The sequence below is a fragment of the Kluyvera chengduensis genome (assembly GCF_044197065.1).
Taxonomy (GTDB): Bacteria; Pseudomonadota; Gammaproteobacteria; order Enterobacterales; family Enterobacteriaceae; genus Kluyvera; species Kluyvera ascorbata_C.
Map to the genome: position 1 here is coordinate 32,487 of NZ_JBIQOI010000010.1, position 23,482 is coordinate 55,968.

Consider the following 23,482-nt stretch of genomic DNA (forward strand, 5'->3'; position numbering starts at 1 on the left):
CTAATATATGTCAGAGCAGGTTCTCTACTTTGTGCAGCAGATGTTTAACGGCGTAACGCTGGGAAGCACCTATGCACTGATCGCCATCGGTTACACCATGGTGTACGGGATTATCGGCATGATCAACTTCGCCCACGGCGAGGTTTACATGATCGGTAGTTATGTCTCCTTTATGATCATCGCCGCGCTGATGATGATGGGCATCGATACCGGCTGGCTGCTGGTCGCAGCCGGCTTCATCGGGGCGATTGTGATTGCCAGCGCCTACGGTTGGAGCATCGAACGGGTGGCCTACCGCCCGGTGCGTAGCTCCAAACGCCTGATTGCGCTGATCTCCGCCATCGGGATGTCCATCTTCCTGCAGAACTACGTCAGCCTGACCGAAGGTTCGCGCGATATCGCGTTGCCGAGCCTGTTTAACGGTCAGTGGATTGTCGGCAGCAGCGAAAACTTCTCCGCGTCTATCACCACCATGCAGTTGGTTATCTGGATTGTGACCTTCGTGGCCATGCTGGCGCTGACGCTGTTTATCCGCTACTCCCGCATGGGCCGCGCCTGTCGCGCCTGCGCGGAAGACCTCAAAATGGCGAGCCTGCTCGGCATTAACACCGACCGCGTGATTGCGCTGACGTTTGTCATCGGCGCGGCGATGGCGGCGGTGGCGGGCGTGCTGCTGGGTCAGTTCTACGGTGTTATCAACCCGTACATTGGCTTTATGGCCGGGATGAAAGCCTTTACCGCCGCGGTTCTCGGCGGTATCGGCAGTATTCCAGGGGCGATGATTGGCGGGCTTATCCTCGGTATCGCCGAAGCGCTCTCCTCTGCTTATCTCAGTACCGAATATAAAGACGTTGTGTCGTTCGCGCTGCTGATTGTGGTGCTGCTGGTGATGCCGACCGGTATCCTGGGCCGCCCGGAGGTAGAGAAAGTATGAAACCGATGCAATTTGCGATGGCGCTGCTGTCGGCGGCGATGTTCTTTGTCCTGGCTGGCGTCTTTATGGGCGTTCAGTTACAGCTCGACGGCACCAAGCTGGTGGTGGGCAGCGCGGCGGATATCCGCTGGCAGTGGATCTTTATCGGCACCGCGGTGGTCTTTTTCTTCCAGCTGCTGCGACCGCTGTTCCAGAAGGGGCTGAAAAGCGTCTCCGGGCCGAAGTTTATTCTGCCCGCGATTGATGGCTCGACGGTTAAGCAGAAGCTGTTCCTGGTGGCGCTGCTGGTTATTGCCGTGGCGTGGCCGTTTATGGTCTCGCGCGGCACGGTCGATATCGCCACGCTGACCATGATTTACATCATCCTTGGCCTCGGCCTGAACGTGGTGGTGGGGCTTTCCGGCCTGCTGGTGCTGGGCTACGGCGGTTTTTATGCCATCGGCGCTTACACCTTCGCGCTGCTGAACCACTACTACGGTCTCGGCTTCTGGACCTGTCTGCCCATTGCGGGTCTGGTCTCGGCGGCAGCAGGCTTCCTGCTCGGCTTCCCGGTACTGCGCCTGCGCGGTGACTATCTGGCGATTGTAACCTTAGGCTTCGGCGAAATTGTCCGTATCCTGCTGCTGAACAATACCGAGATTACCGGCGGCCCGAACGGTATCAGCCAGATCCCGAAACCGACCTTCTTCGGCCTGGAGTTCAGCCGCAGCGCCCGTGAAGGCGGCTGGGATACCTTCAGCAACTTCTTTAACGTTAAGTACGACCCGTCTGACCGCGTTATCTTCCTTTATCTGGTGGCGCTGCTGCTGGTGGTGCTGAGCCTGTTTGTTATCAACCGTCTGCTGCGTATGCCGCTGGGGCGTGCGTGGGAAGCGCTGCGTGAAGATGAAATCGCCTGTCGCTCGCTGGGCCTGAGCCCAACGCGCATCAAGCTGACCGCCTTTACCATCAGCGCCGCGTTTGCCGGTTTTGCCGGTACGCTGTTTGCCGCGCGCCAGGGCTTTGTTAGCCCGGAATCCTTCACCTTTGCCGAGTCGGCCTTCGTGCTGGCGATTGTGGTACTGGGCGGGATGGGCTCGCAGTTTGCGGTTATTCTTGCTGCCGTCCTGCTGGTGGTGTCGCGCGAACTGATGCGTGACTTCAACGAATACAGCATGCTGATGCTGGGTGGTTTGATGGTTCTGATGATGATCTGGCGTCCGCAGGGGCTTCTGCCGATGACCCGTCCGCAGCTCAAGCTGAAAAGCGGGAAAGCGAAAGAAGGAGAGCAGGCATGAGTCAGCCATTATTATCCGTTAACGGCCTGATGATGCGTTTTGGCGGCTTGCTGGCGGTCAACAACGTGGCGCTGGAGCTGCATCCTCAGGAAATCGTCTCCCTGATTGGCCCGAACGGCGCGGGGAAAACCACGGTCTTTAACTGCCTGACCGGCTTCTACAAGCCGACCGGCGGCACCATTATGCTGCGCGACCAGCACCTGGAAGGGCTGCCGGGTCAGCAGATTGCCCGCATGGGCGTGGTGCGTACCTTCCAGCACGTGCGTCTGTTCCGCGAAATGACGGTGATTGAAAACCTGCTGGTGGCGCAGCATCAGCAACTGAAGACCGGCGTCTTCTCCGGCCTGCTGAAAACCCCGTCGTTCCGTCGCGCGCAAAGCGAAGCGCTGGACCGCGCCGCCACCTGGCTTGAGCGTATCGGCCTGTTAGAGCACGCCAACCGTCAGGCCAGTAACCTGGCCTACGGTGACCAGCGTCGTCTGGAGATTGCCCGCTGCATGGTGACGCAGCCGGAAATTCTGATGCTCGACGAACCGGCGGCGGGCCTTAACCCGAAAGAAACCAAAGAGCTGGATGAACTGATTGCTGAGCTGCGTAACCATCACAACACCACTATCCTGCTGATTGAGCACGATATGAAGCTGGTGATGGGCATTTCCGACCGCATCTACGTGGTGAATCAGGGTACGCCGCTGGCGAACGGTACGCCGGAAGAGATCCGCAATAACCCGGACGTGATCCGCGCCTATCTGGGTGAGGCATAAAATGGATAAAGTGATGTTATCGTTTGATAAAGTCAGCGCCCACTACGGCAAGATTCAGGCGCTGCACGACGTCAGCCTGCATATCAATCAGGGCGAAATTGTTACCCTGATTGGCGCGAACGGCGCGGGAAAAACCACGCTGCTCGGCACCTTATGTGGCGACCCGCGCGCCACCAGCGGACGCATTGTCTTTGATGATAAAGACATTACCGACTGGCAAACGGCGAAAATCATGCGTGAAGCGGTAGCGATCGTGCCGGAAGGGCGCCGCGTCTTCTCGCGCATGACGGTGGAAGAAAACCTGGCGATGGGCGGCTTCTTTGCCGACCGCGATCAGTTCCAGGAGCGTATCAAGTGGGTGTATGACCTGTTCCCACGTCTGCTTGAGCGTCGTATCCAGCGTGCGGGTACCATGTCCGGCGGTGAACAACAGATGCTGGCGATTGGCCGCGCGCTGATGAGCCAGCCGCGCCTGCTGCTGCTTGATGAGCCTTCTCTGGGGCTGGCCCCGATTATCATCCAGCAGATTTTCGACACCATCGAGCAACTGCGTAAGCAGGGCATGACCATCTTCCTCGTCGAGCAGAACGCCAACCAGGCGCTGAAGCTCGCCGACCGCGGCTATGTGCTGGAAAACGGCCACGTGGTGCTGGAAGACACTGGTGATGCGCTGCTGGCGAACGAAGCGGTGCGCAGCGCGTACCTCGGCGGTTAATTCGCAGCAACAATGCCGGATGGCGGCGTAAACGCCTTATCCGGCCTACCCTTACCTGTAGGCCGGATAAGATGCGCCAGCATCGCCATCCGGCGTTTCTCTATACGTGTCACAGCTCCCACTTTCCCTTCTTAGAACCGTCACCGCCTTGCCATCCCTTTGTCGCCTTACTATCTTTTTTTTGTAATAAAAAAGTTATTTTTCTGTCATTCGAGCATGTCATGTTACCCCCGCGAACATAAAACGCGTGATATCGCGCATCCCGGCACAAAAAGAGAGATAACCGATGATATCGTTACGACATACAGCTTTAGGATTGGCAATGAGTCTGGCATTCGCAGGTCAGGCTATGGCGGTGACCACTATTCCATTCTGGCATTCCATGGAAGGTGAGCTGGGTAAAGAAGTTGACTCTCTGGCGCAGCGCTTCAACGCCGCCAACCCGGATTACAAAATCCAGCCGGTGTACAAAGGCAACTATGAGCAGAGCCTGAGCGCCGGTATCGCCGCGTTCCGTACCGGCAACGCCCCGGCAATTTTGCAGGTGTATGAAGTCGGCACTGCCACCATGATGGCGTCAAAAGCGATTAAGCCGGTATACCAGGTGTTTGACGATGCTGGTATCAAGTTCGATGAATCTCAGTTTGTGCCGACCGTTTCCGGTTACTACACCGACTCCAAAACCGGGCACCTGCTGTCCCAGCCGTTTAACAGCTCCACCCCGGTGCTGTACTACAACAAAGACGCCTTCAAGAAAGCCGGTTTAGACCCGAACCAACCGCCGAAAACCTGGCAGGATCTGGCGGCCTACACCGCGAAGCTGAAAGCAGCCGGTATGAAGTGCGGCTACGCCAGTGGCTGGCAGGGCTGGATCCAGATTGAAAACTTCAGCGCCTGGCACGGTCTGCCGGTTGCGACCAAAAACAACGGTTTCGACGGCACCGATGCGGTACTGGAGTTCAACAAGCCAGAGCAGGTGAAACACATCGCGCTGCTGGAAGAATTGAACAAGAAGGGTGACTTCAGCTACTTCGGCCGTAAAGACGAGTCTACCGAGAAGTTCTACAACGGTGACTGCGCCATTACCACCGCCTCTTCTGGCTCGCTGGCGGACATTCGTCAGTACGCCAAATTCAACTACGGCGTGGGCATGATGCCTTACGATGCCGACGTGAAGGGCGCGCCGCAGAACGCCATTATCGGCGGGGCGAGCCTGTGGGTGATGCAGGGTAAAGACAAAGAAACCTACACCGGCGTCGCGAAATTCCTCGAGTTCCTGGCGAAGCCTGAAATTGCAGCGGAATGGCATCAGAAAACCGGCTACCTGCCAATTACTACCGCCGCGTACGACCTGACGCGTCAGCAGGGTTTCTATGACAAGAACCCAGGTGCCGACATCGCCACCCGTCAGATGCTGAACAAGCCACCGTTGCCGTTCACCAAAGGGCTGCGTCTGGGCAACATGCCGCAGATTCGTACCATCGTGGATGAAGAACTGGAAAGCGTCTGGACCGGTAAGAAAACGCCTCAGCAGGCGCTGGATTCTGCGGTAGAGCGCGGGAATCAGCTGCTGCGTCGCTTCGAGCAATCGACCAAGTCTTAATCATTGACTAACCCCTCATCCTAACCCTCTCCCCATAGGGGAGAGGGGACTGTTCGGCACCGTCTGGTATTGAGTGCACCGAGCGGTATTTTCTCCCTCGCCCCTTTGGGGAGAGGGCCGGGGTGAGGGGAAACCAACGCAGAGTTTAACTATGTCATCATCCCGTCCGGTGTTTAAATCGCGCTGGCTGCCTTACGCATTGGTCGCTCCGCAGCTGATTATCACCGTTATCTTCTTTATCTGGCCCGCTGGCGAAGCGCTGTGGTATTCACTGCAAAGCGTTGACCCGTTTGGCCTCTCCAGCCAGTTCGTTGGCCTGGACAACTTCGTCACGCTGTTCCACGACAGCTACTACCTCGACGCCTTCTGGACGACGATCAAGTTCAGCGGCCTGGTAACGATAAGCGGCCTGCTGGTCTCGCTGTTCTTCGCCGCCCTGGTGGACTACGTGGTGCGCGGCAGCCGTCTTTACCAGACGCTGATGCTGCTGCCTTATGCCGTCGCTCCCGCCGTTGCCGCCGTACTGTGGATCTTCCTGTTTAACCCCGGACGCGGGCTGATTACCCATTTCCTCGGCGAGTTCGGCTATGACTGGAACCACGCGCAGAACAGCGGTCAGGCCATGTTCCTGGTGGTCTTCGCTTCGGTCTGGAAGCAGATAAGCTACAACTTCCTGTTCTTCTTCGCCGCGCTGCAATCTATTCCGCGCTCGCTGGTCGAGGCTGCCGCCATCGACGGCGCAGGGCCGATTCGCCGCTTCTTCAAGCTGGCGCTGCCGCTGATTGCGCCGGTGAGCTTCTTCCTGCTGGTGGTCAATCTGGTGTACGCCTTCTTCGACACCTTCCCGGTGATCGACGCCGCGACGGCGGGCGGCCCGGTACAGGCCACCACCACGCTGATTTATAAGATTTACCGCGAAGGGTTTGCCGGGCTGGATCTCTCGGCCTCTGCGGCACAGTCGGTGGTGCTGATGTTCCTCGTCATCATCCTGACCGTGGTGCAGTTCCGCTACGTGGAAAGTAAGGTGCGCTACCAATGATTGAGAACCGTCGCGGGCTGACGATATTCAGCCACACCATGCTGATCCTCGGGATTATTGTGATCCTGTTTCCGCTGTACGTCGCCTTTACGGCGGCGACGCTGGACAACAAAGCGGTGTTTGAAACGCCGATGACGCTGATTCCCGGCGGCCATCTGTTCGAGAACATGAAGGCGATTTGGGTCAACGGCGTCGGGGCCAATAGCGCGCCGTTCTGGCTGATGATGCTCAACAGCTTCATCATGGCCTTTGCCATTACCGTCGGCAAAATCGCGGTGTCGATGCTTTCCGCCTTCGCCATCGTCTGGTTCCGCTTTCCGCTGCGTAACCTGTTCTTCTGGATGATCTTTATCACCCTGATGCTGCCGGTGGAAGTGCGTATCTTCCCGACGGTTGAGGTCATTGCCAACCTGAAGATGCTCGACAGCTATGCCGGTTTGACGCTGCCGTTAATGGCGTCGGCGACCGCCACCTTCCTGTTCCGCCAGTTCTTTATGACCCTGCCGGACGAGTTGATTGAAGCGGCGCGTATCGACGGCGCTTCGCCGATGCGCTTTTTCCGCGACATCGTGCTGCCGCTGTCGAAAACCAACCTCGCGGCGCTGTTCGTCATCACCTTTATCTACGGCTGGAACCAGTATCTCTGGCCGTTGCTGATTATTACCGACGTGAACCTCGGCACTGCCGTGGCGGGCATCAAAGGGATGATCGCTACCGGCGAAGGCACCACGCAGTGGAACCAGGTGATGGCGGCGATGCTGCTCACCCTTATTCCCCCCGTTGTTATCGTTTTAGCCATGCAGCGTGCCTTTGTGCGTGGTTTAGTGGACAGTGAGAAATAAAAATGGCTGGTTTAAAACTACAGGCAGTAACCAAAAGCTGGGACGGTAAAACCCAGGTCATTCAACCGCTGACGCTGGATGTGGCAGACGGGGAATTTATTGTGATGGTCGGCCCATCGGGCTGCGGAAAATCGACGCTGCTGCGCATGGTGGCGGGGCTTGAGCGCGTGACCAGCGGTGACATCTGGATTGACCGCAAGCGCGTGACCGAAATGGAGCCGAAGGATCGTGGCATTGCGATGGTGTTCCAGAACTATGCGCTCTATCCGCACATGAGCGTGGAAGAGAACATGGCATGGGGGCTGAAAATTCGTGGCATGGGCAAAGCGCACATTGCCGAAAAAGTGCAGGAAGCGGCACGTATTCTTGAGCTGGATGGCCTGCTGAAGCGCCGCCCGCGCGAGCTCTCTGGCGGCCAGCGCCAGCGCGTGGCGATGGGGCGTGCGATTGTGCGCGACCCGGCGGTATTCCTGTTCGATGAACCGCTCTCCAACCTCGACGCCAAGCTGCGCGTGCAGATGCGACTTGAGCTGCAACAGCTGCATCGTCGTCTGAAAACCACTTCTCTCTACGTCACCCACGATCAGGTCGAAGCGATGACCCTCGCCCAGCGGGTGATGGTGATGAACAAAGGCATTGCCGAGCAGATTGGTACGCCGGTGGAAGTGTATGAGAAGCCGGCCAGCCGCTTTGTGGCGAGCTTTATCGGCAGTCCGGCGATGAACCTGCTGGACGGTCAGATTGATGAGTCCGGCTCGCGCTTCGTGCTGGAAAACGGCATGCAGTTGCCGCTGCCCGCTTCTCAACGTGAATATGCTGGTCGCCGCATGACGCTGGGTATCCGCCCGGAACATATTGCGCTAAGCTCGCAGGCCGAAGGCGGCGTGCCGCTGGTGATGGATACGCTCGAAATTCTGGGCGCTGATAACCTAGCCCACGGCCGCTTTGGTGAACAGAAAATGGTGGTGCGCTTGCCGCACCAGCAGCGTCCACCCGCGGGCACCACGCTGTGGCTGCATCTGCCGGACGATCATTTGCACCTCTTTGAAGGTGAGACAGGATTACGCGTATGAGCAATTGGCCTTACCCCCACATCGTCGCCCACCGTGGCGGCGGTAAGTTAGCCCCGGAAAACACCCTGGCGGCGATTGACGTTGGCGCACGCTACGGTCATACCATGATTGAGTTTGATGCCAAGCTGTCGAAGGACGGGCAGATTTTCCTGCTACATGACGACAACCTTGAACGCACCAGCAACGGCTGGGGGATCGCGGGTGAACTGAGCTGGCAGGATCTGCTGCGCGTGGATGCCGGAAGCTGGTTTAACAGCAGCTTTAAGGACGAGCCGCTGCCGCTGCTGTCGCAGGTGGCGGAACGCTGCCGTCAGCACGGCATGATGGCGAATATCGAAATTAAACCGACCACAGGCAGCGGGCCGCTGACCGGCAAAGCCGTGGCGCTGGCTGCCCGAGAACTGTGGGCCGACATGACCCCACCGCTGTTGTCGTCGTTTGAAATTGATGCGCTGGAAGCCGCCCAGCAAGCTGTGCCGGAACTGCCGCGCGGATTACTGCTGGATGAGTGGCGGGAGGACTGGCGTGAGCTGACGACGCGTCTGGGCTGCGTCTCGATTCACCTCAACCATCGTCTGCTGGATGAAGCGCGGGTAGAGGCGCTGCGTGAAGCGGGGCTGCGGATTCTGGTCTATACCGTGAATAACCCCCAGCGCGCCGCCGAACTGCTGCGCTGGGGTGTTGACTGCATCTGTACCGATGCGATTGATATTATCGGCCCTGATTTCCAGCCTTAATACGGCTTCAGCATGCCGCCGTTGCTATTGGGCAGCGGCTGCTGTTGCTGATTTAACATGCCCGGCTGCGACTGCTGCACGCGCTGCTGGTTGGTTTTGAGCTGGTTTTGCAGATGCTGCTGTTGCTGCTGCGTCTGCACCTGGCGCTGCTGGTTCAGCATGCCTTTTTGCTGCTGCTGTTGGTTGAGCATACGGCTCTGCATCCGCTGCTGGCTTGGGATCTCATAGCCCGGCTTATTCGGGTTGTTGTCGACGTTCAGCGGCGCGGCCAGCGCGGTGAACGGCAGCAACGCCGCCAGAATCAGTAATCGTTTCATCGTCTTTCCTCCTTGTAGGGGATTTCTTAAGTTTACTCCTTTCCCGCCGTAACGAGGATTATTTCAGCATTATGAACCAGGCTTAGTGGGGACCTTACTGCACTCTCTGGAGAATGATGATGATAATAATACCGACGTTTTTACGCCGGGTAGCCCTTGCTGCTCTGCTGTCAGGAAGCTGTTTTAGCGCGATTTCTGCGCCTCCACCGCCGCCGGTTTCTTACGGCGTTGAGGAAGATGTCTTCCATCCCGTTCGTGCCCAGCATGGCATGGTGGCCTCTGTTGATGCGGCAGCCACGCGCGTGGGCGTTGAGATCCTGCGCGAGGGCGGTAACGCCGTGGATGCGGCGGTGGCCGTGGGCTACGCGCTGGCGGTCACGCACCCGCAGGCGGGGAATATCGGTGGCGGCGGGTTTATGATGCTGCGTACCAAAGACGGTAAAACCACGGCGATTGATTTCCGTGAGATGGCGCCTGAGCAGGCGACTCGCGACATGTTCCTCGACGATCAGGGCAACCCAAACAGTAAAAAGTCGCTGACCTCGCACCTGGCATCCGGTACGCCGGGCACGGTAGCGGGCTTCTCGCTGGCGCTGGAGAAGTACGGCACGATGCCGCTCAATAAAGTGATTCACCCGGCGATTAAGCTCGCCAGAGACGGCTTTGTGGTTAACGACGCGCTGGCTGACGATCTCAAAACCTACGGTAGCGAAGTGCTGCCGAATCACGCCAACAGCAAAGCCATTTTCTGGAAAGACGGTGAGCCGCTGAAAAAAGGCGACAAGCTGGTGCAGACGAATCTAGCGAAAAGCCTGGAACGGATCGCTGAAAATGGGCCGGATGCCTTCTACAAAGGGGCGATTGCCGACCAGATTGCCGAAGAGATGCATAAAAACGGCGGCCTGATGAGCAAAGCGGATCTGGCAAACTATAAGGCGGTTGAGCGTACGCCGATTAGCGGCGAGTACCGCGGCTACGAAGTCTTTTCAATGCCGCCGCCGTCTTCCGGCGGAATTCATATTGTGCAGATCCTCAATATTCTTGAAAACTTCGACCTGCATAAATACGGCTTCGGCAGCGCCGACGCAATGCAGCTGATGGCCGAAGCCGAAAAGCACGCCTACGCCGACCGCTCTGAATACCTCGGCGACCCGGACTTCGTGAAGGTGCCGTGGCAGGCGCTGACCAATAAAGCCTACGCCAAATCGATTGCCGACCAGATTGATATCAACAAGGCCAAGCCGTCCAGCCAGATTAAACCGGGCAAACTGGCACCGTATGAAAGTAACCAGACCACGCATTTCTCGGTGGTGGATAAAGACGGTAACGCGGTGGCGGTGACCTACACCCTCAACACCACCTTTGGTACCGGCATCGTGGCGGGCAATACCGGCATTCTGATGAATAACGAGATGGATGACTTCTCCGCCAAGCCGGGCGTGCCAAATGTCTACGGACTGGTGGGCGGCGATGCCAACGCGGTCGGGCCGAAGAAACGCCCGCTGTCGTCGATGTCGCCAACCATTGTGGTGAAAGATGGTAAAACCTGGCTGGTCACCGGCAGCCCGGGCGGCAGCCGGATTATTACTACAGTGCTACAAATGGTGGTCAACTCCATCGACTTCGGTATGAACGTGGCGGAAGCCACCAACGCGCCGCGCTTCCACCACCAGTGGCTGCCGGACGAGCTGCGGGTAGAGAAAGGGTTTAGCCCAGATACGCTGAAGCTGCTGGAAGCGAAGGGACAGAAGGTGGCGGTGAAAGAGGCGATGGGCAGCACGCAGAGCATTATGGTAGATCCGGATGGCACGCTGTATGGGGCGTCGGACCCGCGTTCGCCGGATGATTTGACGGCGGGGTATTAATATCAATAATGGCCCAATAGTTTATTATTGGGCCATATTCACCACTTAAATATTAAGAACATTATTATTTGTTTTATCTAATTCTTTGTTCTCTTATTTTCTGATAAGCAATAATTAACCCCTTTATTTTGACGAGCAGCAGGAATGCATATCTTTTTTTTCATTACCTTTCGTACTTATCATGGAATGCATGGAGTGGGGTATGAGTGATATTGTCTATTTAACGCTTAGCGGGGAGTTCCAGGGTAATATATCTACCGGGTGCGGAACCCAAAAATCTGTCGGAAACCGATATCAACTCGGACATGAAGATCAGATCTTCATCTTTAGCCTGATGCAAAGCACCACAAGCACCGGTGCTGGCGCAAACCCTCAGGGAATTCGGTTTTGCAAAACGCTGGATAAAAGTTCGCCGCTGTTATCTAACACAATTAATAACAATGAATCGCTGAATATGGTTTTTGATATTTATCGCGTCAATCGTTATGGTCGAATGGAAAAATATTATGTGATTGAAGTTCGTGGCGCAAGATTAAATAGCATTCAGTCCCAGATAAAGGAGAATGCCATAGACTACGAATACATTTCTGCTGATTATGATTATATTCGCTGCAGCCACCTTGCGGCAGGCACGGAGTTTTACCATTTAGTGACGCCGGAAAACTACCAGCGGCTATTCCCACCTGCGCCTGTTCTGCCTGAATCCAAACCACCTGAGGAGCCTGTTGTGCGGCGCGTGACATTGGTGCTGGGGATCTTTTTTGATGGGACGGGAAATAATGCGGTGAATACGGCGAATATGCTGGCGGCGTGTTCGGCGGAGCACTTCAGGATTGATAGCCCGGATGCAGAAAGTATTCTTGAGCGAAATGCGGCTGAAAAGATGGGGATCAGTGGGATAGGAGCGGCGAGTTATTCGGGGTATTACACGAATGTTTATTGGTTGAGTGAATTGTATAGTCAGGCATTTTTGGCGACCGATGATTATCTACAAAAGGCTATTTACATTGAAGGGATTGGAACTCAAGCCGGTAAACCGGATAGCGTGATTGGTAAAGGACTCGGTATTGCCGACAGTGGGGTAATTGCGAAAACGGATGATGCAGTCCAGAAACTGAAGGCGGCAATAGTGTCATCATTGGACTCTCTGGACGAAAAATATAGTGTTAAAGCTCTACTTATCGATATCTTTGGTTTTAGCCGTGGAGCGGCGGCTGCGCGCCATTTCGCCAATCGTATTCAATCTGAGGATAGCGCTATTGTTAATGCGATTAAGGCTGGAATGGGAAGCCATACCTATAGTGGTTCACCCGCAGGTAAAACCCGTTTTATCGGCATCTTTGATACCGTTGCGGCTATTGGTACGCCCGCTAATGGGCTCAACCCACATAGCGCCGACACGGGTGAGGTCAATCTTTCTCTGCGCCCCGGCGTGGCCCAGAAGGTATTCCATATCACCGCGCAGCACGAGTGCCGTTATAACTTTGCGCTTAATAGCATCTCTCCTGCCTGGCCGGAGTTATCGCTGCCAGGCGTACACTCTGATATTGGCGGCGGCTACCTGCCGCAGACCCGCGAAGATCTCTTTCTCACTCGCCCGCTGGTGGAAAGACTGCCTGCCGACCAACCGAAAGGGCGTTCACGCGTCTATCGACAAACGATGGCGCAACTGCCGATATTAGAGCGCTCAGCCACTATTGCGCCCCTTATTCGCACCAACAACATTACGCCTGAGGTCTGGGAAGATGAGTTAGCACCGAGCGATCGCTACGGACAGATGCAAAAACGCAGTTTTGCTGCCCTGACGCTGCGCCAGCGAATCGTAAAGCATGATTGGTCGATGGTTACGCTACGGGTGATGATCGATGCGGCGAGGGAGGCGGGTGTTTTATTCGATGATGTTGAGCGCAAAAAAGGGACGGAACTGCCTGCTGCGCTTGATGATTTTTGTCAGAAAGCTATTGCAATGGGTAAAGCGGCTCGAACCAAAGCACCTACTCCGCAGTTTAGCCCTGAGGAAATAGACATTATTGCTGAGTTATATACCCACTGTTCTGCGAACTGGAATGCCGTTGCTGTCAATCAGGATGGGAATATAACAGGGGGTGCTGCAGTCTCTGAGAGCGTGAGCTTTGTTAATCGACCTGACGAAGAGTGGATCCGAACGGTGTATAACATGGATGGAGTAAAACAATGAGCCTCGCAAAAACTTTAATACTAGTACTGCTTCTGATTGCAGGCTGCAGCCAGCCGAAAATTCACCCTTTACAATCAAAACAGGCGGCTACTGGTGATTGGTCTTTGCCCTACGGAAAATGGAGTTTTTCTTTTATCACCCCCTGGCAACTTCCCGCAGATGTGACTCATGTCAGAGTACTTGATACTGACGGCTATCTATACATTTTCCGTATGCTAGATCCAACATCCCGGGATCCCAATTCGGCTACCGCCTGGACAACAACGCCACATGGCGGCGGCGTTAATTTTAATAAAGTGAAAATGCCGCCTCAGTACATGATCTTCTGCTGGGACTCCTTTATCGACAAGAAAACCTACGAAACCAGCGTGCTATTTTCCCCTGCCACGTGGCAGCGTATGAAGACACCTGCCGAGCACTTGTTCCGGGGCAAGGTTCTCTGGTACGACAATATGCTATTCGGCCTGTCACCTGGCGGCAACGTGAGGATCTGGTTGCCGGATGGGGGAGCTTATCCAGCTCCGGTTGTCACTCCGCAAAAAATCAGCACCGTTTCAGGCGCTGATCTCACCCTCTGCAAACAGGAAGGTGCAGACGGAGAGTTCCTACGCAAGTACCGCTACTCCCAGGAGATAGAAGACGGGATGAAGGGGAAAACGTACCCCTATGGTGAGTGGTGATGACAAGGATGGAAAAACAATGAACCTGGCAAGAATGCTGATACTGGTGCTGCTTCTGATTGCAGGCTGCAGCCAGCCCAAAACGCGACCTTTACAGTCTGAAGAGGCAGCCGGCGGCGACTGGTCGTTGCCCTACGGAAAATGGAGCTTCTCTTTTATCACGCCCTGGCAACTCCCTGCCGAGGTGACGCACGTAAGGGTGCTTGATACTGATGGTTATCTGTACATTTTTCGGATGCTTGATCAAACATCGAGAGACCCCAATTCAGTTACAACCTGGACCACAAAACCGCATGGTGGCAGCGTAAACTTCAACCTCGTAAAAATGCCGCCGCAATATATGATTTTCTGCTGGGACTCCTTTATTGACAGGAAAACCTACCAGACCAATGTAATGTTTTCCCCCGCCACGTGGCAGCGTATGAAGACTCCGGCTAACCATACACGTCCTTCTGGTGAACCTATCTGGTATCACAATATGCTGTTTGGCCTGTCACCCGGCGGTAAGGTGAGAACCTGGTTCCCGGACGTCGGTAGTCATCCAGCGATCCCTTTTACACCCTATAAAATAAGCACCGTTTCAGGCGCTGATCTCACTCTCTGCAAACAGGAAGACCCCGACAGTGATTTTCTGCGTAAATACCGCTACTCCCAGGAGATAGAAGACGGGATGAAGGGGAAAACGTACCCCTATGGTGAGTGGCGATGACAAGGATGGAAAAACAATGAACCTGGCAAGAATGCTGATACTGGTGCTGCTTCTGATTGCAGGCTGCAGCCAGCCCAAAACGCGACCTTTACAGTCTGAAGAGGCAGCCGGCGGCGACTGGTCGTTGCCCTACGGAAAATGGAGCTTCTCTTTTATCACGCCCTGGCAACTCCCTGCCGAGGTGACGCACGTAAGAGTGCTTGATACTGATGGTTATCTGTACATTTTTCGGATGCTTGATCAAACATCGAGAGACCCCAATTCAGTCACAACCTGGACCACAAAACCGCATGGTGGCAGCGTAAACTTCAACCTCGTAAAAATGCCGCCGCAATATATGATTTTCTGCTGGGACTCCTTTATTGACAGGAAAACCTACCAGACCAATGTAATGTTTTCCCCCGCCACGTGGCAGCGTATGAAGACACCTGCCGAGCACCTGTTCCGGGGCAAGATTCTCTGGTACGACAATATGCTGTTTGGTCTTTCACCGGGAGGCCACGTCAGGATCTGGTTCCCGGATGGGGGCTCATACCCGGCCCCCATTGTCACCCCACACAAAATAAGCACCGTTTCAGGCGCAGACCTCACCCTTTGCAAACAGGAAGACCCCGACAGTGATTTCCTGCGTAAATATCGCTACTCCCGGGAAATAGAAGACGGGATAAAGGGAAAAACGTATCCATACGGTGAGTGGTAACATTATTGCCAGAATAGCCTGAAGCATCAGGCTATCCTGCTTTCAGGCTAAGCCTTCACCCGCGCCATAAAATACGCATCCACATATTCCCCATTGCGCAGCCCATATCTCCGCCCCGTGCCTTCAATCTCAAACCCATGCTTCTGGTAAACCGCCACCGCCGGTGCGTTATCGACAAACACCGTCAGTTCAATGCGGTCGACGCGCAGCCAGTTGTCGCACATGTCAATCATGGTACGCATCAGCGCGCTGGCGACGCCGCGGTTCTGCCAGCGGGCGTCGACGCAGATACCGAAATCGGCGACGTGGCTGCGGCGAGGGCGCTGGGCAACGGCGATGCACAGGTGCCCGACCACCTGCTTATCAATACAGGCGACAAGCTGTTTAATACCGGGCTGGTCGGCTAGCCGCTCTTGCCACATATGGTTGGAAGGATGAGGGACCTGTAGCGTGTTGTGATACACCTCTGGCTGGGCGTGGATCTGACGGATTGCGTCGTAATCTTCAGGTTCAGCGTGGCGAATCACGATGTCACTCATTCTCTTTTCCTTTGTGGTTTAAAAGTCCCTTTTAACATCATTGATTTTGAAATGTGCGTCAATTAGCTTTTTTTGCAAAAAATGTTGGACAAGTGCGAATGAGAATGATTATTATTGTCCTGCATTCAGGGCGTCCTTGCGGAGAACCTGAAAGCACGACATTGCTCACATTGCTTCCAGTATTACTTTAGCCAGCTATTAGCTGGCTTTTTTTTGTCTGCAGTTACGCTATGGTGTTCAGCAACCATTTCAAAAGGACTGAACCATGACTCTGCACTGCGCCTTTATCGGCTTTGGCAAAAGCGCCACCCGCTACCATCTTCCTTATGTCCTCGAACGTAAAGCCGACTGGCACGTTGCCCATATCTATCGCCGCAGCCCGAAGCCGGATGAGCAGGCGCCGCAGTACGCGCATATCCATTTCACCAGCGAGCTGGACGATATTCTGAACGACCCGCAGGTGAAGCTGGTGGTGGTGTGTACCCACGCCGATAGCCACTTCGAGTACGCGAAAAAGGCGCTGGAAGCGGGCAAGAACGTGCTGGTGGAAAAGCCGTTCACCCCCACGCTTGCCGAAGCGAAAACGCTGTTCACGCTGGCGAAAAGTAAGGGGCTGACGGTGTCGCCGTACCAGAACCGTCGCTTTGACTCCTGCTTCCTGACTGCCAAAAAAGCGATTGAGAGCGGCAAGCTGGGCGAGATTGTGGAAGTGGAGAGCCACTTCGATTACTACCGTCCGGAATCGCCAACCCAACCGGGTCGCCCGCAGGACGGCGCGTTTTACGGTCTGGGCGTGCATACCATGGACCAGATTATCTCCTTGTTTGGCCGCCCGGATCACGCCTCCTACGATATCCGCAGCCTGCGTAACCCGGCCAACCCGGACGATACCTTTGAAGCGCAGCTTTACTACGGCAATCTGAAGGCTATCGTCAAAACCAGCCACCTGGTGAAAATCGACTACCCGAAATTTATCGTTCACGGCACCAAAGGGTCGTTTGTGAAGTACGGTATCGACCAGCAGGAAACCAGCCTGAAGGCGGGCGTTATGCCGGGTGAGGAGAACTTCGCGGCGGACGACTCCGTCTCTTATCTGGAATACGTCAACGATGCGGGCGATACGGTGAAAGAGCAGTGGCAGGCGGAACGCGGTGACTACGGTCGCGTGTACGATGCGCTGTACCAGACGCTGACAAACGGCGCGCCGAATTTCGTCAAGGAAACTGAGGCTCTGACCAATATGGAACTGCTGGAACGGGCCTTTGAGCAGCCTGCTCCTGCCACGATAAGCCTCACCAAATAAGCAAACCTGGCTCCTCCGTTCTTGTTCATATTTTTTGAACAGAGGAGTCAATTTTCACCCACTATCATCCTGACCGGTTTACGTCCAAACTTGTTTCATCGAAAACATGAGGGGGTAAAAAATGATTTTCTTACGCAAAGCAAATGAACGTGGTCATGCGAATCATGGTTGGCTGGATTCCTGGCATACCTTCTCGTTTGCCGATTACTATGACCCGAATTACATGGGCTTCTCGGCACTGCGCGTGATTAACGATGACGTAATTGACGCAGGCCAGGGCTTCGGCACTCACCCGCACAAAGACATGGAAATCCTGACCTATGTTCTGGAAGGCGCCGTTGAGCACCAGGACAGCATGGGTAACAAAGAGCAGGTTCCGGCGGGCGAGTTCCAGATTATGAGTGCGGGTACCGGTATTCGTCACTCTGAGTACAACCCAAGTGCCACTGATAAACTGCACCTGTACCAGATCTGGATCATTCCAGAAAAAACCGGCATCACGCCGCGCTACGAACAGCGCCGCTTCGACGCTCTGCAGGGCAAACAGCTGGTACTGTCACCGGATGCCCGTGAAGGCTCGCTGAAGGTGTACCAGGATATGGAGCTGTACCGTTGGGCGCTGGCGAAAGGCGAACAGTCGGTGCATCAGATTGCCGCTGACCGCCGCGTGTGGATTCAGGTAGTAAAAGGCGAAGTGAGCATCAACGGCACGAAAGCCACTACCAGCGATGGTCTGGCCATCTGGGACGAGCAGGCGATTTCTGTTCATGCAGATAGCGAAAGTGAAATTTTACTCTTCGATCTGCCGCCAGTTTGATCCGGCTTAAATAAATCGCGCAACCTCCCTAATCTTGCGGGGAGGTTGCGCCATCTCCGTGGTAAACTTCAGCAATATTTCACCTTTGCTTACCTTCGGACGATGAAAAAGAAAAGACCCGTACTTCAGGATGTTGCCGATCGCGTTGGCGTAACCAAAATGACGGTTAGCCGTTTTCTCCGTAACCCGGAACAGGTTTCCGTAGCGTTGCGCGGTAAAATTGCGGCGGCTCTTGATGATTTGGGTTATATCCCCAACCGGGCGCCCGATATTCTCTCCAACGCCACCAGTCGCGCCATTGGCGTGCTGCTGCCGTCGTTAACCAACCAGGTCTTTGCTGAGGTGCTGCGCGGCGTGGAAAGCGTCACCGATGCCCACGGCTACCAGACCATGCTGGCCCACTACGGCTACAAGCCGGAAATGGAGCAGGAGCGTCTGGAATCGATGCTCTCCTGGAATATTGACGGTCTGATTCTCACCGAACGTAACCACACTCCCCGCACCCTGAAGATGATTGAAGTCGCCGGTATCCCGGTGGTGGAGCTGATGGACAGCCAGTCACCGTGCCTCGATATCGCCGTGGGCTTTGATAACTTTGAAGCCGCGCGCCAGATGACGGCGGCGATTATTGCCCGCGGCCATCGGCATATCGCCTATTTAGGCGCACGCCTCGACGAACGTACTATCATCAAACAGAAGGGCTACGAGCAGGCGATGCTTGACGCCGGCCTGACGCCGTACAGCGTGATGGTAGAACAGTCGTCTTCTTATACTTCCGGTATTGAACTGATGCGCCAGGCGCGACGTGAGTTTTCGAATCTGGACGGTATCTTCTGTACCAACGATGACCTGGCGGTCGGCGCGGCGTTTGAATGCCAGCGCTTGGGGCTGAGAATTCCGGACGATATCGCGATTGCCGGTTTCCACGGCCATGACATTGGCCAGGTGATGGAGCCGCGTCTTGCCAGCGTGCTGACCCCGCGTGAACGCATGGGGCGCATCGGCGCAGAGCGCCTGCTGGCGCGTATTCGCGGTGAAGTCGTTACGCCAAAAATGTTAGATTTAGGTTTCACTTTGTCACCGGGCGGATCTATTTAGCCCTAACAAGTTTGAACTAGATCACACATATTCACTTAGAATTCACTTCAGGCACGAATGGTTATTGCTTATCCACTTGCCCAGCAGGACAATGTTACCGATAACTGTTACCCGTAACAATTAACCCAAATAAATTGCCAGTGCCCAACAGGAGGACGCCTTGAGCACGACTAACCACGATCACCACGTCTATGTACTGATGGGCGTATCCGGCAGCGGTAAATCCGCCGTCGCCAGCGAAGTCGCACACCGTCTGAACGCCGCGTTCCTTGACGGCGACTTCCTGCATCCGCGTAGCAATATCGTCAAAATGTCCTCCGGCGAACCGCTGAACGACGACGATCGCAAACCGTGGCTGCAAGCGCTGAACGACGCCGCTTTCGCCATGCAGCGTACTAACAAAGTTTCCCTGATTGTCTGCTCTGCGCTGAAAAAAGCGTACCGCGATATCCTGCGTGAAGGTAACCCGAACCTCTCTTTCGTCTACCTGAAAGGGGACTTTGAGGTGATTGAGAGCCGCCTGAAGGCGCGTAAAGGTCACTTCTTTAAAACGCAGATGCTGGTCACTCAGTTCGAAACCCTGCAAGAGCCAGGCGCTGACGAACGCGATGTCCTGGTGGTTGATATCGATCAGCCGCTGGAAGGCGTTATCGACAGCACGATTGACGTGATCAACAAAGGCCGTACCGCGTGACAACTTTAACGCTCGTTTTAACTGCAGTTGGCTCCGTTCTGCTGCTGCTGTTTTTAGTCATGAAGGCGCGTATGCACGCCTTCCTGGCTTTGATGGTGGTTTCTATTGGTGCAGGGCTTTTCTCCGGTATGCCGTTGATTAAAATCGCGGAAACCATGGAGAAAGGGATGGGCGGTACGCTGGGCTTCCTGGCTATCGTGGTCGCGCTGGGCGCGATGTTCGGCAAAATTCTGCATGAGACCGGCGCGGTCGATCAGATTGCCGTCAAGATGCTGAAATCGTTCGGTCACAGCCGTGCGCACTACGCGATTGGTATTGCCGGTCTTATCTGCGCGCTGCCGCTGTTCTTTGAAGTGGCGATCGTGCTGCTGATTAGCGTTGCGTTCTCAATGGCGCGCCACACCGGGACGAACCTGGTGAAGCTGGTGATCCCACTGTTTGCGGGCGTTGCCGCCGCTGCGGCGTTCCTGCTGCCGGGGCCTGCGCCGATGCTGCTGGCCTCCCAGATGCACGCTGACTTTGGCTGGATGATTCTGATTGGCTTGTGTGCGGCGATCCCGGGGATGATTATCGCCGGTCCGCTGTGGGGCAATTTTATCAGCCGCTACGTTGAGCTGAACATTCCTGATGACATCACCGAGCCGCACCTCGGCGAAGGCAAAATGCCGTCCTTCGGCTTTAGCCTGGCGCTGATCCTGCTGCCGCTGGTGCTGGTCGGTCTGAAAACCGTCGCTGCGCGCTTCGTGCCGGTGGGGTCAGAAACCTATCAGTGGTTTGAATTTATCGGCCACCCGTTCACTGCGATCCTGATTGCCTGCCTGGTGGCTATCTATGGTCTGGCGTTCCGTCAGGGCATGGAAAAAGACAAGGTGATGGCGATTTGCGGCGCGGCGCTGCAGCCTGCGGGGATTATTCTGCTGGTGATTGGTGCCGGTGGCGTGTTCAAACAGGTGCTGGTGGATTCCGGCGTTGGCCCAGCATTGGGTGAAGCCCTGACCGGGATGGGCCTGCCGATTGCGCTGACCTGCTTCATCCTAGCGGCGGCGGTACGTATTATTCAGGGTTCCGCCACGGTTGCCTGTCTGACCGCGGTTGGCCTGGTGATGCCGGTGATTGAACAGTTGCACTACAGTGGCGCACAGTTAGCCGCGCTTTCTATCTGTATCGGCGGCGGTTCTATCGTGGTGAGCCACGTGAACGACGCGGGCTTCTGGCTGTTCGGTAAATTTACCGGCGCCACCGAAGCGCAGACGCTGAAAACCTGGACCATGATGGAAACCATCCTCGGAACGGTCGGCGCCATTATCGGTATGATTGCGTTTACGCTGTTAAGTTAAAGCACCACCCGTTGTAGGCCTGATAAGCGTAGCGCCATCAGGCTGTCCGGCGCATATTGCCGGATGGCGGCGTAAACGCCTTATCCGGCCTACAGACGGTCTTGGGCCGGGCAATTGCCCGGTTTTATCCCTTCATCCACATCCGAATACCGTCCAGGAACATCTGGGTGGCCATCATCACCAGAATTAACCCCATCAGACGCTCCAGCGCGTTGACCCCTTTCTCACCCAGCAGACGCAGGAACAGCGACGACTGCAGCAAAATCACCACCGTACCGCCCCAGGCAATCAGCAGGGCAATCACCAGATGCGACAAATTATTCGGATACTGATGCGAAAGCAGCATTAAGGTCGCCAGCAACGTTGGCCCGGCCACTAATGGAATGGCGAGCGGTACAATAAATGGCTCTTCACCCGCTGGCAGCCCAGAACTATTTCCGGTGGCGCTAGGGAAAATCATCTTGATGGCAATCAGGAATAAAATGATGCCGCCGGAGATGGAAACCGTCTCAGCGCGCAGGTTTAAAAACGCCAGAATCTTCTCGCCAGCGAAGAGAAAAATCAGCATGAGTAGAAGTGCGATTAAAAGCTCACGTATCATGATCGCCTTGCGGCGCTTGGGTTCGGTGTGTTTTAGCACCGACATAAAAATGGGCAAATTTCCCAGTGGATCCATAATCAGGATCAATAAAACTGCGGCGGAAAAGATTTCACTCATCACTCAAATTCCCTGATAATTATTACGGACTTTCTGCTCTACGCATCACTCTGACCGCGTACTGTGGTAGGAGGAAATGCGTCCCCTATGGATGAGGGGATAAGTTGCACTTCTGATTGCTAAGCAATCATTGATTAATTTTGCTTGCGACTTTAGCTGCATTTTGTAATGTGAGGGGATGCTAGGGGCACTTATTCACATATACAGCACATATATCTGCAGGAAAACACGCTATGAAAAATGTTGGTTTTATCGGTTGGCGCGGAATGGTCGGCTCAGTACTCATGCAACGCATGGTAGAAGAGCGCGATTTTGACGCCATTCGCCCCGTCTTCTTCTCCACTTCCCAGTTAGGGCAAGCTGCGCCAACCTTCGGCGGCAGCGCAGGTGGTAAGCTTCAGGATGCTTTCGATCTTGAAGCGCTGAAGGCGCTCGACATTATTGTCACCTGTCAGGGCGGCGATTATACCAACGAAATCTATCCTAAGCTGCGTGAAAGCGGTTGGCAGGGTTACTGGATTGACGCCGCCTCTTCGCTGCGTATGGAAAATGATGCCATCATCATTCTCGACCCGGTAAACCAGCAGGTCATTACCGATGGCCTGAACAACGGCGTGAAAACCTTCGTTGGCGGTAACTGTACCGTCAGCCTGATGCTGATGTCGCTGGGCGGTCTGTTTGCCAACGACCTGGTAGAGTGGGCCTCTGTGGCAACCTATCAAGCGGCTTCCGGCGGCGGCGCGCGCCATATGCGCGAACTGCTGACCCAGATGGGCCAACTGCATCATCACGTCGCCAACGAACTGGCTGACCCGGCTTCCGCCATCCTCGAGATCGAACGTAAGGTCACCACCCTGACCCGCAGCGGCGACCTGGCGGTAGATAACTTCGGCGTTCCGCTGGCGGGCAGCCTGATTCCGTGGATCGACAAACAGCTGGATAACGGCCAGAGCCGCGAAGAGTGGAAAGGCCAGGCTGAGACCAACAAAATCCTCGCCACCTCTTCCGTGATCCCGGTTGATGGCCTTTGCGTGCGCGTCGGTGCGCTGCGCTGCCACAGCCAGGCATTCACGCTGAAATTGAAAAAAGATATTTCCATAAGTTCTGTAGAGGAATTACTGGCCGCGCACAACCCGTGGGCGAAAGTTGTTCCTAACGACCGTGAAATTACCATGCGCGAACTGACGCCGGCGGCGGTCACCGGTACGCTGACCACGCCTGTTGGACGTTTGCGCAAACTGAACATGGGGCCGGAGTATTTGTCAGCGTTTACCGTTGGCGACCAGCTTCTGTGGGGCGCAGCGGAGCCGCTGCGTCGTATGCTACGCCAATTGGCATAAAACATTTGTTAATTGATGAGGGGTGGCGAACCACCCCTTTTTTTTGCGTAATACAAGGAGTAAACGCAGTGATGTTAATTTTTCTCTCAGGAGTCAGGTAAAGCGTTGGCTATGCTTTAATCAAGGTCTATTACCTTGACTGAAGGTTGAACGGAGCCGAGAGAGCACACGACTTTGTGCTGCG

General features: G+C 55.2%; 22 protein-coding genes and 1 pseudogene. 20 read left to right on the forward strand and 3 right to left on the reverse strand.

What is annotated here, in order from left to right; genetic code table 11:
* Positions 1–7 precede the first annotated feature (7 nt).
* The 9 genes from livH (at position 8) to ugpQ (ending at position 8,984) form a co-directional block, all read left to right on the forward strand.
* Positions 8–934 (forward strand): high-affinity branched-chain amino acid ABC transporter permease LivH, encoded by a 927-nt coding sequence (gene livH / locus ACH1XZ_RS19730; protein WP_035892178.1) that lies wholly within the window; start codon positions 8–10, stop codon positions 932–934.
* Entirely contained in the window at positions 931–2,211 is a 1,281-nt protein-coding gene (livM, locus tag ACH1XZ_RS19735) for a branched chain amino acid ABC transporter permease LivM (RefSeq protein WP_395596845.1), read from the forward strand. The genes livH and livM overlap by 4 nt, the downstream gene beginning before the upstream one ends.
* A complete protein-coding gene (livG, locus tag ACH1XZ_RS19740) occupies positions 2,208–2,975 on the forward strand; it encodes a high-affinity branched-chain amino acid ABC transporter ATP-binding protein LivG (RefSeq protein ID WP_395596846.1) in 768 nt (255 codons plus the stop codon). The genes livM and livG overlap by 4 nt, the downstream gene beginning before the upstream one ends.
* Before the next feature lies 1 nt (position 2,976).
* Complete coding sequence (livF, locus tag ACH1XZ_RS19745) at positions 2,977–3,690, forward strand: high-affinity branched-chain amino acid ABC transporter ATP-binding protein LivF (RefSeq protein ID WP_081918523.1); 714 nt, start codon at positions 2,977–2,979, stop codon at positions 3,688–3,690.
* A 286-nt stretch (positions 3,691–3,976) separates the two neighbouring features.
* The gene (gene ugpB / locus ACH1XZ_RS19750; RefSeq protein ID WP_220440226.1) at positions 3,977–5,293 is read left to right on the forward strand and encodes a sn-glycerol-3-phosphate ABC transporter substrate-binding protein UgpB; all 1,317 of its coding nucleotides are present in this window, start codon (positions 3,977–3,979) and stop codon (positions 5,291–5,293) included.
* 151 nt (positions 5,294–5,444) lie between these two features.
* The gene (ugpA, locus tag ACH1XZ_RS19755) at positions 5,445–6,332 is read left to right on the forward strand and encodes a sn-glycerol-3-phosphate ABC transporter permease UgpA (RefSeq protein WP_395596847.1); all 888 of its coding nucleotides are present in this window, start codon (positions 5,445–5,447) and stop codon (positions 6,330–6,332) included.
* Positions 6,329–7,174, forward strand: a complete 846-nt coding sequence (ugpE, locus tag ACH1XZ_RS19760; protein ID WP_123650889.1) for a sn-glycerol-3-phosphate ABC transporter permease UgpE — start codon at positions 6,329–6,331, stop codon at positions 7,172–7,174. The genes ugpA and ugpE overlap by 4 nt, the downstream gene beginning before the upstream one ends.
* A 2-nt stretch (positions 7,175–7,176) precedes the next feature.
* Entirely contained in the window at positions 7,177–8,247 is a 1,071-nt protein-coding gene (locus ACH1XZ_RS19765; protein WP_123650888.1) for a sn-glycerol-3-phosphate import ATP-binding protein UgpC, read from the forward strand.
* A complete protein-coding gene (gene ugpQ, locus ACH1XZ_RS19770; RefSeq protein WP_395596848.1) occupies positions 8,244–8,984 on the forward strand; it encodes a glycerophosphodiester phosphodiesterase in 741 nt (246 codons plus the stop codon). The genes ACH1XZ_RS19765 and ugpQ overlap by 4 nt, the downstream gene beginning before the upstream one ends.
* 8 nt (positions 8,985–8,992) lie before the next feature.
* Here ugpQ and ACH1XZ_RS19775 read toward each other — a convergent pair.
* Positions 8,993–9,301 (reverse strand): annotated as a pseudogene (locus ACH1XZ_RS19775) (DUF2756 family protein); the annotation flags it as partial.
* A 122-nt stretch (positions 9,302–9,423) separates the two neighbouring features.
* On the opposite strand from ACH1XZ_RS19775, the gene ggt reads away from it, so the two are divergent.
* The 5 genes from ggt to ACH1XZ_RS19800 all read left to right on the forward strand — a co-directional run bounded on the left by ggt (position 9,424) and on the right by ACH1XZ_RS19800 (position 15,452).
* The gene (gene ggt, locus ACH1XZ_RS19780) at positions 9,424–11,166 is read left to right on the forward strand and encodes a gamma-glutamyltransferase (protein WP_395596913.1); all 1,743 of its coding nucleotides are present in this window, start codon (positions 9,424–9,426) and stop codon (positions 11,164–11,166) included.
* Between the two features lie 202 nt (positions 11,167–11,368).
* A complete protein-coding gene (locus ACH1XZ_RS19785) occupies positions 11,369–13,363 on the forward strand; it encodes an Hcp family type VI secretion system effector (protein WP_395596849.1) in 1,995 nt (664 codons plus the stop codon).
* On the forward strand, positions 13,360–14,043 hold the full coding sequence (locus tag ACH1XZ_RS19790) for a DUF2931 family protein (RefSeq protein ID WP_395596850.1): 684 nt from the start codon (positions 13,360–13,362) through the stop codon (positions 14,041–14,043). Before ACH1XZ_RS19785 ends, ACH1XZ_RS19790 begins: the two co-directional genes overlap by 4 nt.
* Positions 14,030–14,752: a DUF2931 family protein gene (locus ACH1XZ_RS19795; RefSeq protein ID WP_395596851.1), complete on the forward strand. Its 723-nt coding sequence runs from the start codon at positions 14,030–14,032 to the stop codon at positions 14,750–14,752. The genes ACH1XZ_RS19790 and ACH1XZ_RS19795 overlap by 14 nt, the downstream gene beginning before the upstream one ends.
* Positions 14,736–15,452: a DUF2931 family protein gene (locus tag ACH1XZ_RS19800; protein WP_395596852.1), complete on the forward strand. Its 717-nt coding sequence runs from the start codon at positions 14,736–14,738 to the stop codon at positions 15,450–15,452. Before ACH1XZ_RS19795 ends, ACH1XZ_RS19800 begins: the two co-directional genes overlap by 17 nt.
* Before the next feature lie 47 nt (positions 15,453–15,499).
* On the opposite strand, the gene yhhY is transcribed toward ACH1XZ_RS19800, so the two are convergent.
* Complete coding sequence (gene yhhY, locus ACH1XZ_RS19805) at positions 15,500–15,991, reverse strand: N-acetyltransferase (RefSeq protein ID WP_395596853.1); 492 nt, start codon at positions 15,989–15,991, stop codon at positions 15,500–15,502.
* Positions 15,992–16,256: 265 nt separating this feature from the next.
* Here yhhY and ACH1XZ_RS19810 point away from each other — a divergent pair, with 265 nt between their 5' ends.
* The 5 genes from ACH1XZ_RS19810 (at position 16,257) to gntU (ending at position 21,240) form a co-directional block, all read left to right on the forward strand.
* Positions 16,257–17,294, forward strand: coding sequence for an oxidoreductase (locus ACH1XZ_RS19810; protein ID WP_395596854.1), 1,038 nt, complete (start codon positions 16,257–16,259; stop codon positions 17,292–17,294).
* A gap of 121 nt (positions 17,295–17,415) precedes the next feature.
* Positions 17,416–18,111: a pirin family protein gene (locus ACH1XZ_RS19815; RefSeq protein WP_035892157.1), complete on the forward strand. Its 696-nt coding sequence runs from the start codon at positions 17,416–17,418 to the stop codon at positions 18,109–18,111.
* Between the two features lie 102 nt (positions 18,112–18,213).
* Entirely contained in the window at positions 18,214–19,209 is a 996-nt protein-coding gene (gene gntR / locus ACH1XZ_RS19820; RefSeq protein ID WP_123650883.1) for a gluconate operon transcriptional repressor GntR, read from the forward strand.
* Between the two features lie 160 nt (positions 19,210–19,369).
* A complete protein-coding gene (gene gntK / locus ACH1XZ_RS19825) occupies positions 19,370–19,903 on the forward strand; it encodes a gluconokinase (RefSeq protein WP_395596855.1) in 534 nt (177 codons plus the stop codon).
* Positions 19,900–21,240, forward strand: coding sequence for a gluconate transporter (gntU, locus tag ACH1XZ_RS19830; RefSeq protein WP_395596856.1), 1,341 nt, complete (start codon positions 19,900–19,902; stop codon positions 21,238–21,240). The genes gntK and gntU overlap by 4 nt, the downstream gene beginning before the upstream one ends.
* Positions 21,241–21,364: 124 nt before the next feature.
* Here gntU and ACH1XZ_RS19835 read toward each other — a convergent pair whose 3' ends face one another.
* Positions 21,365–21,958: a YhgN family NAAT transporter gene (locus tag ACH1XZ_RS19835; protein ID WP_035892151.1), complete on the reverse strand. Its 594-nt coding sequence runs from the start codon at positions 21,956–21,958 to the stop codon at positions 21,365–21,367.
* Between the two features lie 233 nt (positions 21,959–22,191).
* On the opposite strand from ACH1XZ_RS19835, the gene asd reads away from it, so the two are divergent.
* Positions 22,192–23,298 (forward strand): aspartate-semialdehyde dehydrogenase, encoded by a 1,107-nt coding sequence (gene asd, locus ACH1XZ_RS19840; RefSeq protein ID WP_035892150.1) that lies wholly within the window; start codon positions 22,192–22,194, stop codon positions 23,296–23,298.
* Positions 23,299–23,482: the final 184 nt, after the last annotated feature.

Excerpts from the sequence above, each read along its gene's own strand:
- livH (WP_035892178.1), top strand. The coding sequence starts at position 8 with ATGTCAGAGCAGGTTCTCTACTTTGTGCAGCAGATGTTTAACGGCGTA.
- livM (WP_395596845.1), top strand. The coding sequence starts at position 931 with ATGAAACCGATGCAATTTGCGATGGCGCTGCTGTCGGCGGCGATGTTC.
- livG (WP_395596846.1), top strand. The coding sequence starts at position 2,208 with ATGAGTCAGCCATTATTATCCGTTAACGGCCTGATGATGCGTTTTGGC.
- livF (WP_081918523.1), top strand. The coding sequence starts at position 2,977 with ATGGATAAAGTGATGTTATCGTTTGATAAAGTCAGCGCCCACTACGGC.
- ugpB (WP_220440226.1), top strand. The coding sequence starts at position 3,977 with ATGATATCGTTACGACATACAGCTTTAGGATTGGCAATGAGTCTGGCA.
- ugpA (WP_395596847.1), top strand. The coding sequence starts at position 5,445 with ATGTCATCATCCCGTCCGGTGTTTAAATCGCGCTGGCTGCCTTACGCA.
- ugpE (WP_123650889.1), top strand. The coding sequence starts at position 6,329 with ATGATTGAGAACCGTCGCGGGCTGACGATATTCAGCCACACCATGCTG.
- ACH1XZ_RS19765 (WP_123650888.1), top strand. The coding sequence starts at position 7,177 with ATGGCTGGTTTAAAACTACAGGCAGTAACCAAAAGCTGGGACGGTAAA.
- ugpQ (WP_395596848.1), top strand. The coding sequence starts at position 8,244 with ATGAGCAATTGGCCTTACCCCCACATCGTCGCCCACCGTGGCGGCGGT.
- ACH1XZ_RS19785 (WP_395596849.1), top strand. The coding sequence starts at position 11,369 with ATGAGTGATATTGTCTATTTAACGCTTAGCGGGGAGTTCCAGGGTAAT.
- ACH1XZ_RS19790 (WP_395596850.1), top strand. The coding sequence starts at position 13,360 with ATGAGCCTCGCAAAAACTTTAATACTAGTACTGCTTCTGATTGCAGGC.
- ACH1XZ_RS19795 (WP_395596851.1), top strand. The coding sequence starts at position 14,030 with ATGGTGAGTGGTGATGACAAGGATGGAAAAACAATGAACCTGGCAAGA.
- ACH1XZ_RS19800 (WP_395596852.1), top strand. The coding sequence starts at position 14,736 with ATGGTGAGTGGCGATGACAAGGATGGAAAAACAATGAACCTGGCAAGA.
- yhhY (WP_395596853.1), bottom strand. The coding sequence starts at position 15,991 with ATGAGTGACATCGTGATTCGCCACGCTGAACCTGAAGATTACGACGCA.
- ACH1XZ_RS19810 (WP_395596854.1), top strand. The coding sequence starts at position 16,257 with ATGACTCTGCACTGCGCCTTTATCGGCTTTGGCAAAAGCGCCACCCGC.
- ACH1XZ_RS19815 (WP_035892157.1), top strand. The coding sequence starts at position 17,416 with ATGATTTTCTTACGCAAAGCAAATGAACGTGGTCATGCGAATCATGGT.
- gntR (WP_123650883.1), top strand. The coding sequence starts at position 18,214 with ATGAAAAAGAAAAGACCCGTACTTCAGGATGTTGCCGATCGCGTTGGC.
- ACH1XZ_RS19835 (WP_035892151.1), bottom strand. The coding sequence starts at position 21,958 with ATGAGTGAAATCTTTTCCGCCGCAGTTTTATTGATCCTGATTATGGAT.
- asd (WP_035892150.1), top strand. The coding sequence starts at position 22,192 with ATGAAAAATGTTGGTTTTATCGGTTGGCGCGGAATGGTCGGCTCAGTA.